This is a genomic window from Streptomyces sp. Ru62 (assembly GCF_002920615.1).
In the GTDB taxonomy this organism is placed as follows: domain Bacteria; phylum Actinomycetota; class Actinomycetes; order Streptomycetales; family Streptomycetaceae; genus Streptomyces.
This window is the reverse complement of record NZ_PQSU01000038.1, coordinates 75,639-85,835: the sequence shown is the minus strand read 5'-3', so window position 1 is coordinate 85,835 and position 10,197 is coordinate 75,639. Positions and strand designations below refer to the sequence as shown.

The following is a 10,197-nucleotide window of genomic DNA, read 5'->3' as shown; positions in this document are numbered from 1 at the left end:
GACGGCGGGCGGCGCAGGTGGTGGCCGCCGGACTTGTCGAGGGCGACCGGAAGGAAGCGTGACGGCGGCGCGGCGCGGGCGGCCGGACGGGACGGCGCGGCCGACGCGGGTGGGGCGGCGGGGCGTGGTCGCAGCACAGGGGACGACAGGCGGCCCGGCCTCCGGGACGGCCGGCAGGCGACGGGCGGCCGGAACGGCCGGGCACGGCCGGGGCGCCAGAACGCTGCGCAGCTCGGCGCAGGCCTCGGACGGCCAGGTGACCGGCGCGGCACGGTGGGCGGGACGGTGAACCGCCGACGGGCGGACGGAGGCCGGACGCGGACGGCCAGGGGCGCGGAGGCGCCACCACGGTCGGACGGCGCGAGGCGGCCTCCGGGCACGGTGCCGCACGACCGCAGAACGGCGGGGGCAGTGCGGGCGGCGGGCGGGGCGCCGCGGAGGCGCCGGGAGTACGGCGGCGGACCCGGGCGCAGGACGGCCGGGCGCAGACGGCGCAGCGCGGAATACGCTGGTAAGCGCCGAGGCAGCCGACGGGCACCGGCCGCTCAGCTGAGCCAAAGCACGATAGTTGTCACCAAGGCAGGCGGCTGTCACCAGGGCCACCGGCTGGCGAGTGCTGAGCGCAGTTCTGGACCGCGGTGCAGTTCAGCTGTCCACCCCGGCTTCCCACTTGAGCCGGCGCAGCATGTGGTCGCTGAAGAGGTGTCGGCTCCGGTCGAGCAGTTCACCCACCTCCGCGTCACCGCGCCGGCCGTCCGGGGACGGATGCCAGCGCTCCACTGATTGCGCGGCCCAGGTGCGCAGCTTCGCATCCGGGTCCTCGAACAGACCGACTGCCGCCCGTAGCGCCACGATGCCGCCGCGCGCGTCGAGCAGCCGGAACGCGCCGACGCGGACGTGCCGCGGCCGCTCGGAGCTGGTGCGCTCCAGTAGCCAGTCGGCGGGCAGTTCCCTGGCCGAGGGCAGCAGGGCGGTGGCGGTCTCGCGGACGACTCCCGGGGCAGGGTCGTCGAGGAGCGGCCGCAACTGCTTCGCATCCGCGCAGTCCAGCGCCCGCAGCCCTGCCACCGCTCGCGCCCGCACCCCGGCCGCCGGGTGCACGAGCAGCGGCCGCAGCAGCTCGGCGTCCGCGCGGTTCCCGCACTCGGCCAGCCCGATGACCGCACCGGGCGGCAACTCCGGGTCGTCTGGTGCCGTGCACCGCTCCCGGTACCAGGCCGCCGGGTCACCCCCCTGCTGTCGTATGACATACCGGGCACAGGCACGCACGAGCGCGGAACGGTCGCTGAGAAACGTTTCCGCCTGCTCTGACCGCCCGGCCCGTCTCAGCGCGGTGACGCCGGCCGAACGGACACGCGGGTTGCGTGCGGACAGCAGTAAAGGCAGCACACCCTCGTAGGCATCCTCGTCCCCCAAAGCCGTGAGCGCCGCTGTGGCACACAGGTCCTGGACCACGGTGTCCTGGTCCCAGGCGGCCGCGCGGGCCAGCTCAGCAGGACGGAGCAGTCGGCCCTCGGTGGCCAGCCGGTACGCAAACCGCCGGACGATGCGGTCGGGGTCAGCGAAGAGAACAGCGAGCCGCCCGCGCGATGCCTGGCGCAGGATCTGGCCTAGCACATCGACGCCGAAGGCACCTGTGTCACGGCGGCCGACACGGAGGATGAGCGGCGCGAGGTCGAGGGCCAAGTCCACGTTCAGGGCCTCGCGCAGCAACTGCCGGGCGTGCTCGCGTACTGGGGCGACCCAATCGGCGCAGCGGATCACGACCAACGGCAGCAGACCGGGGTACCGGATCGACTGGCGCAGCGCCTCCTGACGGATCCGCCCGTCACGGTGGCAGACGGCAAGTGCGAGCCGGGACTCGCCGAGCTGAGTCAGGTCGGCGGACAGTGGGCGGAGTGCTCCACCCCGGCAGGAACTGCGGGCGGTGCCAGGCCACCTCACGCACTCCTGCGTCCAGCGCAAGCCAGTCAGCGGGGTCGGCGACATCAAGCGTGCTGTGAAGCGGCGCGCCTCCCGCGAGCCGCATCGCTGCCGCTTCCCGTCCCCAATGTCCTCAACCATCCCCGCCCCTCCAACAGCCGTACCAGGTGATCGTAGGGACCGGGGCTCGCGCAAGGCGCGCGAAATAGGGCCCGTGAATGCCCAGGGCCGCCGCCCGGCACCCTGCCCACCAAAAACCGAACGCGGCGACACCGCCCCTGCTTCGCTTGCCACTGGTGACAGGTAGCACGCCGCCGCGGATGAGGCCGCCGCCCGGCCGAGCCTGTGGAGCTCGCGCGGCTGCGCGGCCGACTGCGGGCGGCGAAGGGGCGGCCCACCTTCCACTCCCTCGCACGCCCGAACGCCTCCCGGGGTGTACCCGTCTCGGCAAGCACCCTGCACCGCCCTGAACGGACGTCTTCCCACCCAATACACCACCCCCGCCTGCGCCCGGAACGCGGGTACCGGCGAGAAGAAGGCCGGGCGGGCGCGGGCCCCAGGGCTGCCGTACGCCCCAACCAGCCCGGAAGCTGGCGAGGTGCATACCCTGGCGCGGGATCACCACCGGGGCGGGACCGGCGCGGGCCAGCAAGAAGGTTCAGGCCGCTGCCGGCAGCTACGGGCCTGCGTCAGCTGGCCGCCTCACCCCGAACACCCCGGCACCAGACCTCGGACAAGACCCAGCTTGACCGAGACAACCGGACGGCCCCGCCGGGCAGCCGGGCCGGGACCGCGCACAGGGCGCACGACGAGCAGCAACTCGGCGCGGGCAGCCGGACGCAGGCCCAGCCCGGCGGGACGGGGCGCGCGGGCCGGCACAGCGCAGCGGTGACACTGCGGCCCGGGCGGGGCCGGGTGCGGGACGCGGGCACGACGACCGGGTGCGCGGCGTCGCCGCGCGGCGACAGGACGGCACGACGGCAGGCACGGGAAGTACGACGGCGGGCGCGGACGGCGGGGCGGCCGGGCCGGGCAACGGGCGGCCTCCGGGCACGGCACCGCACGGCCACCGGGCTGTCGACAGTCATGCAATTCCCCACGGATCGCGCCGTCGGCTCCACGTAATTCCCCACTCGAACTCGGTCCGATGACCGGCTCAGACGGCTACACGAACGGGCAAAGCGTCCGCACGTCCGTAGGCGAGCACCTGGGCGAGGACTTTACGGAACTGAACGACATCCTCGTCGGGTGCATCGATGACGGCCTCGACCTCGCTATCGCTCAACCGCAGGTTTTCCAGTGCGTCGGGGTCGAGCGAGACACGGAGGACCTTGCCCGTCAGAACGGCTTCGCGTACGCAGCCATAGGCGGTGCCCTGTCCGGCTGTGACCAGGCAGTGCGTGTCCATGCCCATGGCGACCTCCTGTTCATCTGGGTCGTCCTCGCCCGCCATGAACATCAAGATGAATCCGCTTCCGTCCGCTTCTTCAGCAAGAGCAGCTTCGGTGAAGTAGCCGTCAGGGTCGATCTCCGTTGTGGCAACACGAGCGGTGAATCGGTATGTCATGGCCGGGTTCTATCAGCGCGTTCGGCCGACGCAGGACACCGGGTCGGAGCATCGGCGCCCCTCCACTCAGCGACGGCCTCCGACGTGGACTGCGGGATCCCCCCAAAGAAGACCAGGTAGACCAGCCACAGCCGGGGCTGCTTGAGCGCGGCCACTTCGGCGCGCAGGGAGCTGTCGGCGCGGGCGGTGTCGGTGAGCAGCCGCTCTCGCGTCTGGACGTGCTGCGTTTCGCCCGGCGGGTCGTCGAGCAGCAGGCCGTCCGGCAGCTGGGGCTCATCGACCGCTGGATCGCCGAGGAGGAGCGGCGGGAGGCGGAGCGGCGCCAGGGTGAGCGGATGCGGCCGGCCCCTGCGGACTGGCTGATCCAGTACGGCCTCAAACGGGACAACGTCGACGCCGTCCACGTCGGCGGCTGCTGGGCCGCGAAGAAGAGCGGCCGCTGCCGGCCCGCCACGCGCGAGCAGGCCCTCGACGCGCTCCGGAACGGGGTGCCGCCCTGCGTGCACTGCCGACCCGACACAGCCCTCGGCCTCGGCATTGGCTGAGACGAGAGCGCCCCGGCCAGCGTGCTGGCCGGGGCTGAACCCGCAAAGGGGTGTGATCGTGAAGGGCGGTCGCCTACGCGGCGAAAGGCAATGCGAGGCTTCAGCCGAACGATCGTCCTCGCATGCAATAGATGAGGCCCGGGGACACTGTTCCCTTCACCATCACGCCCCGTTCAACCACACCTGCCCCGCGAACATTCCCGCGCGCCTACGAGTTCTCGGGACCTTCCCGGGTGCTGCACCGCTTCCGTCGCCGCCGAGCAATCGTCAAGAGTTGTGGATCAGCAGCGTCAGGGAGTGTTCCGGCGGTATGTCCACATCTCGGCCATCTGACCGTCGAGGAGCCGGATCAGCCAGATGAGATGGCTGTCGATCGTGCCTGGGCGACTTTCGTGGCCGACACCGCCGACCACTGACAGCAAATCGTCGGTGCCGAGGATCGTGTCGATGTGGAACCGGAGTCCTGGTCGGCTGGCGTGGGTCTGCGTGACGGCGCGTTGAACATCGGTGGGCCCGGTCACCTCTGGGTGTGCATGGTCGGTCCAGTCCGGGCTCAGCACTTCCGAAGCGATCGAGGTGTCGCCCGTGTTCCACATCTGGAAGTACCGCTGCACGACGTGGTGGGAGGGGGCCGCTTGCGCCTCCATCGTGTTCTCCTCTGCTCCTGGCGGGGACAGCCTGCGAGATGAACCGTAAGATCACGCCGCTCGCGTGTCTGTCTGTTCGGCCAGGACGCCGTTCCCTCGGCCCCCGTCCCCGCCGTGTGCTGCGGACCCCCAACGGGGTCCGCAGCACACACTCGTTGCCCGTTGCCGGGCCGCGGCAGGGACGGCCGGGCCCGGCGGCGGGCCTTCGACGGGCCCGCCGCCGGGATGCTTCCGCAAAGAGCCGCAGCGGTCAGTTGCCGGCGACCGGGTAGCCGTGCCAGGCGCCGTAGTAGTTGGTGCTGCTGGACGGGTTGTCCTCGACCATCCTCAGGTTGGTCAGCACCCCGCTGACGAACTCGGTGCCGCAGTACCCGTTCACCGGGCTGGACGTCTGGTAGGCGCTGGAGGCGGTGGTGTAGTAGCCGCCCCACACGGAGTGGTTGTCGTCCTCGCCGTCGCAGTAGTCGAACCACGTTCCGTCGTAGGCGTGGGTCGCCCAGTCGCTTCCCTGGTAGACGTCGCTCGCGCTGGCCGGCGCCGCCCACAGACCGACGGATGTCGCGGTGAGGGCCAGGGCGCCCAGCACAGTGGTGATCATGCGTCGCATGTCGATGTCCTCTCTCGTATCGCGGATCGTGCTGACGGTCGGCTCGCTCTCACCCGGATCCGTCCCGGTCGCCCTCCTGCGAGGACGCGGTGCCGGACGGCTGAGCGGCGAGCGCTTCGGCGACGTTGCGCGCCCGTACGTCCTTCAGGCGCTTCAGCCGGCCGAGTTCAGTGGTGTAACGGCTCATCAGCTCGCGCTGGTGGCGGGAGGTGACGTCCACCAGGGCGGGCAGGTAGCGCACCTCGTTCTGGCACCGGACGTCCGCCACGGCCACCGTGAGCTCTTTCTCGGTGGGAGTCCGGACCCGTTTCCAGCGGGGATCGTGCGCGGCGGCGTGCGGCGAGGCGTACGGGTGGCCGGCGCGGGTCATGCAGGCGCGCCACGCACCCAAGACCGTCGACAGCCGGGGATCCTCGGCGCTCGCGTCGGCCGCCTGTCGCCCCAGCCAGTCAGGAAGGTTGCGGTCCGCACGGGGAGCACCACGCAGGAGCCGCGCGGCCGCCTCGGCCCGGCATCCGTTCTGCGGAACGGCCTTGTCCCCGAACGTCCCCACCAGGCCGTAGAGCACCTTCTCCACATCGGCAGGGAGATCGGCGTGCTGGTCCAGCAGCGCACCCACCTGGGGGTTGTACGTGCTCCAGGGCGGTGCGTGGTACCCGTACCGCGCCGCCTGCCGCAGGTCCACCGTGCCCCATCGGGCCGCCTGCCGTGACAGGGCCATCCGCCGGCCGGTCTCCAGAGCGGTCTCGCCCGGCCCGTCCCAGCGCAGTCCGTAGCGGGCCAGGCAGGCCCGTTCCAGCGCCACCTGGGCGCGGTCGGACCGGGCCTGCTCTTCGGGGGAGGGCACGTAGGCGTCCAGCGGAAGGCTGTCGCGCGGTTGGTTCGCGGGCAGCGGAGCCAGGGACGGTCCCGTGCCGTCCGCCCCCGGCTCCGCGCTCCCCGCCCCCGGCTGTGTACTGCATCCCCCGGCACAGCACACGAGGAGTACGGCGGCTCCCACCGCCCGGCCGATACGTCGCATCGCGCTCCCCCTGTCCTCTCCGGACGGCCGTGGGCACCGGCGAGGCCGTACACCCGTCGGGCCACGCCGGCCCTTTCGTCGGTTCCACCCTGCGGGTCTGACTGGGGACGAACCTTGGGTAGACCTTGAATCGCCTGGTGAGTGCGGTCGCCAAGTGATGGACGTGAACGGCGAGAAGGGGGATCGGATGGTGGTGGAGTTCAGCCTGCTCGGCACGATCGAGGCGCGTCTGGACGGCCGTCCCGCGGACGTGGGGCACATGCGGCAGCGGTGCGTGCTGGCCGCTCTGCTCCTGGACGTCAACAAGGCGGTGTCGGTGGACGCGCTCGTCGACCGGGTGTGGGGCGACCGGCCGCCGCAGCGGGTCAGGGGAACGCTGTACGGGTACCTGTCCCGGCTGCGCCAGGCGCTGGCGCAGGCCCCGGAGGTGGTCATCGCCCGGCGCCCCGGGGGCTATGTGCTCGAAGCGAGCCCGCTGTCCGTGGATCTGCACCTGTTCCGGGACCTGGTCGCGCGTGCCCGGACGGCCGATGACACGCAGGCGGCGTCCCTGATGCGACAGGCGCTCGGACTGTGGCGGGGCGAACCGTTCGCCGCCGTGGACGTCCCGTGGTTCTGCGACCTGCGCCAGGCACTGGAGCGGGAGCGGTTCTCGGCGCGACTGCACTGCACCGACCTCCGATTACGCACCGGGCACCACGGTGAACTGCTGCCCGAGCTCAGCGCGCTCGCCGGTGAGCACCCACTGGACGAACGACTGGCCGGTCACCTCATGCTCGCCCTGTACCGAGCCGGGCGCGCCGCCGACGCCCTCTCCTGCTACGAGGACATCCGCCGGCGCCTGGCGCATGAGCTGGGGGCCGACCCGGGACCGCCTCTGCGCGGTCTTCACCAGCAGATCCTGGCCAACGACCCGGCGCTTGCGCTTCACGAGGCGGCTACGGAGCGGCTGTCGGCGGGCGCGGCGACGACGTCACCGGTACCCCGCCAACTACTCGCTCCGCCAGCGCACTTCGTCGGCCGCGACACGGAACTCGCCGTCCTGGACAAGTTGCTCGCGTCCCAGGCCGAGCCCCGCACCACCATGCCGCTGGCGGTGATCTGCGGCACCGGCGGGGTCGGCAAGACCTGGCTCGCGCTGCGCTGGGCCCACAGCCGGAACCAGCACTTTCCCGACGGGCAGCTCTTCGCGGATCTCCGTGGGTTCACGCCGTCGGGTGAACCGGCCGACCCGTTCATGGTGATCCGCGGATTCCTCGACACCCTCGGCGTCGACCCCGGGCGGATACCGGCCGCCGCCGACGCCCAGGCAGCCCTGTACCGCAGTCTCCTGGCCGACCGGCACATGCTCGTGGTCCTGGACAACTCCCGTGACACCCAGCAGATCCTGCCACTTTTGCCGGGCACGCCCACCTGCACGGTCGTGATCACCAGCCGCGACCAGCTCACCGGGCTGACCGTCTCCCACCAGGTCACCCATCTGACGGTCAACGGGTTCGACTCCACCACGGCACGCGAGCTTCTGGCGGGCCGGCTGGGCGCAGAACGAGTCGCTGCGGAACCCGACGCCGCCACCGCCCTGGTGGACCAGTGCGCCGGGCTGCCCCTCGCACTGAGCGTCCTGGCCGCGCGGATCACGACCAACCCGGTGTGCACCCTGACCGCCCTGACCGAGGAGCTGCGCGAGAGCAGCACCCGCCTCGACGCCCTGGGCACCGGTGAGAGCGCCACCGACGTGCGCACGGTCCTCGCCTCCTCCTACCGCGCCCTCGACCCGGAGACCGCCCGGGTGTTCCGCCAGCTCGTGCAGGCCCCCGGTACCGACCTCGCCCACCCCGCCGCCGGCAGCCTCACGGGCCTGTCCCCGGCCCGGACGCGCACGGCGCTGGACCGGCTCCGCGCCGCCCACCTCCTTCACGAGCACGTCCCCGGCCGATTCCACAGCCATGACCTGCTGCGCACCTACGCCCTCGAAGTCGCCGACTCCGTCGACGGCGCGGAGGGCCGGGCGGCCCGCGTCCGTCTCCTCGACCACTATCTGCACACCGCCTGGTCGGCCGACCGGCTGCTGCACCCGCACCGGGATCCCATCCGCCCGGCACCGGCCGTCGACGGCGTGCGTCCGCAGGACCTCACCACCCACGATGAGGCGATGTCGTGGTTCGCCCAGGAGCACACGGCGCTCGTCGCCGCCGTGCACCAGGCCGCGCGGCACGGCCACGACACCCACGCCTGGCAACTGGCCTGGGCCCTGACGACCTTCCTGACCCGGCGCGGACAGTGGAGCGACGTCGCGACCGTCCACACCACGGCGCTGGCGGCCGCGGCCCGGCTCGGTGACGCGGCCGCCCAGACCGAGTCCCACCGCGCACTGGCCTGGGAGCGCACCGAGGCCGGCGACCACGACGGGGCGCACAGCTGGCTGACCCGGGCTCTGGCCCTGGCCCGGGACAGCGATCAGGCGCTGTCCGAGGCCCACACCCACCTGGGCCTCGGCTGGCTCCACGAGCACACGGGAGACCGGCCGGCGGCGTTGCACCACGACCAACAGGCCGTCCGCCTGTTCACGCGACTCGGCCACCGGGCCGGACTGGCGCGCGCCCTGAACGCCGTGGCGTGGGACCACGTGCAGCAGGGCGACCACCGAGACGCCGTCACCCATTGCGAACAGGCCATGGCGATCCAGAGGGAACTCGGCGACCTGCGGGGCCAGTCCGACACCCTCGATACCCTCGGCACCGCCTACCAGCAACTCGGAGAGCACTCCCAGGCCCTCGCGTGCCACCGGCGCGGCCTGGAACTCCACCGGGCCCTGGGGCACCGCTTCAACGAAGCGGAAGCCCTGGTGCACCTGGGAGAGGTGCACCAGGCCATGGGCGACCGGAACGCCGCGAGACAGGCCCTGGAACAGGCCCTCGACGTCTACCGGGACATGGAGGTCCACCCGTCGCGTCTGGAGCAGACCCAGGCGCTGCTCGCCGCACTCGACACGGGCGGCGCCGGCACGCGGTGACCCGGGGCCGACTACGCGCCGGCGCGCCCGCCCTTGGGGCCGCCGAGGCGGATCCGCGGCTCCGGCGGGACTTCTTCCGGAGGGCTGGCGTACCTCGGTGACGTCAGGATCGCTGATGTTCCAGTCAGCTCGGGTCTGCCGCTCCAGAGGGCAGTCTGTGAGAGGAAGCGAGTCCAATGTCCGCTGTGTTCACTGCCGCGCTGATCGCCCGGCACAGTGAGAAGGCAGTGTCGGTCAACGGGGAGAAGAAGGACGACGGCACCGCTGTCATCCAGTGGCCGTTCCAGGGTGGCGACCACCAGAAGTGGAACCTGGAGGCGACGACCGGCGGCTACTACGTGGTGCGCGCCGTGCACAGCGGCAAGGCCCTGTGCGTGGAGGGCGAGAGCACCGCCAACGGTGGGAAGGTCATCCAGTGGGGCCATGTGACCGGTCCGCACCAGGAGTGGCGCCTGGTCCAGAAGGACAACGGCTACTTCGCCCTGCAGAACCGCCACAGTGGCCAGTACCTGTCCGTCAACGGCGAGTGCACCGACAGCGGCACCGCTCTCGTGCAGTGGCCCGGCGGCGACGGACATCATCAGCAGTTCCGCCTCGGCTGACCCGCGAACTGCTCCTCTCCCTGGCCTTTGTAACAGCACCCAGGGAGAGGAGGAGGCTCCGCAGGTCCCCGCGCGTCGTCTCACGAAAGTGATCCGGTCCCCGGTGGCGGATCCTTCCACCCGGGAAGAGCGCGTTGATCGTCCTGGCCGTGCTGCGTCACGACCAGCGCCTGGCCGACATAGCAGGCGGCAACAGTGTGTCCGAGCCGACCGTCCGCCGCTGGCGCGACGAGCTGATCGCCCAGGTCGTGGTCGGGCTCGTGGTCAGGCCG

The 10,197-nt window shown here is 71.9% G+C and carries 8 protein-coding genes; 3 read left to right on the top strand and 5 right to left on the bottom strand.

The genetic code is table 11. The annotated features are described in order from the left end of the window. Positions 1 to 645 precede the first annotated feature (645 nt). Both C3492_RS37125 and C3492_RS37120 read right to left on the bottom strand, forming a co-directional pair. Positions 646 to 1,944: a hypothetical protein gene (locus C3492_RS37125; protein WP_308461179.1), complete on the bottom strand. Its 1,299-nt coding sequence runs from the start codon at positions 1,942 to 1,944 to the stop codon at positions 646 to 648. 1,135 nt (positions 1,945 to 3,079) lie between these two features. After that, on the bottom strand, positions 3,080 to 3,490 hold the full coding sequence (locus C3492_RS37120) for an Imm10 family immunity protein (protein ID WP_103817008.1): 411 nt from the start codon (positions 3,488 to 3,490) through the stop codon (positions 3,080 to 3,082). A 218-nt stretch (positions 3,491 to 3,708) separates the two neighbouring features. Between C3492_RS37120 and C3492_RS46350 the strand changes: the two genes are divergently transcribed. Continuing rightward, complete coding sequence (locus tag C3492_RS46350) at positions 3,709 to 4,035, top strand: DUF6233 domain-containing protein (RefSeq protein ID WP_258056128.1); 327 nt, start codon at positions 3,709 to 3,711, stop codon at positions 4,033 to 4,035. A gap of 290 nt (positions 4,036 to 4,325) precedes the next feature. Here C3492_RS46350 and C3492_RS37110 read toward each other — a convergent pair whose 3' ends face one another. From C3492_RS37110 to C3492_RS37100, 3 genes are all read right to left on the bottom strand, one after another. Further along, entirely contained in the window at positions 4,326 to 4,682 is a 357-nt protein-coding gene (locus tag C3492_RS37110; RefSeq protein WP_103817007.1) for a nuclear transport factor 2 family protein, read from the bottom strand. Between the two features lie 250 nt (positions 4,683 to 4,932). Beyond that, positions 4,933 to 5,289, bottom strand: a complete 357-nt coding sequence (locus C3492_RS37105; protein ID WP_030658765.1) for a hypothetical protein — start codon at positions 5,287 to 5,289, stop codon at positions 4,933 to 4,935. Positions 5,290 to 5,338: 49 nt separating this feature from the next. Beyond that, complete coding sequence (locus C3492_RS37100; RefSeq protein WP_258056127.1) at positions 5,339 to 6,310, bottom strand: hypothetical protein; 972 nt, start codon at positions 6,308 to 6,310, stop codon at positions 5,339 to 5,341. A 187-nt stretch (positions 6,311 to 6,497) separates the two neighbouring features. On the opposite strand from C3492_RS37100, the gene C3492_RS37095 reads away from it, so the two are divergent. Together C3492_RS37095 and C3492_RS37090 are read left to right on the top strand one after the other, a co-directional pair. Then, positions 6,498 to 9,323, top strand: coding sequence for a BTAD domain-containing putative transcriptional regulator (locus C3492_RS37095; RefSeq protein WP_103817019.1), 2,826 nt, complete (start codon positions 6,498 to 6,500; stop codon positions 9,321 to 9,323). Positions 9,324 to 9,499: 176 nt separating this feature from the next. Next, positions 9,500 to 9,925, top strand: a complete 426-nt coding sequence (locus tag C3492_RS37090; RefSeq protein WP_103817005.1) for an RICIN domain-containing protein — start codon at positions 9,500 to 9,502, stop codon at positions 9,923 to 9,925. Positions 9,926 to 10,197 lie beyond the last annotated feature (272 nt).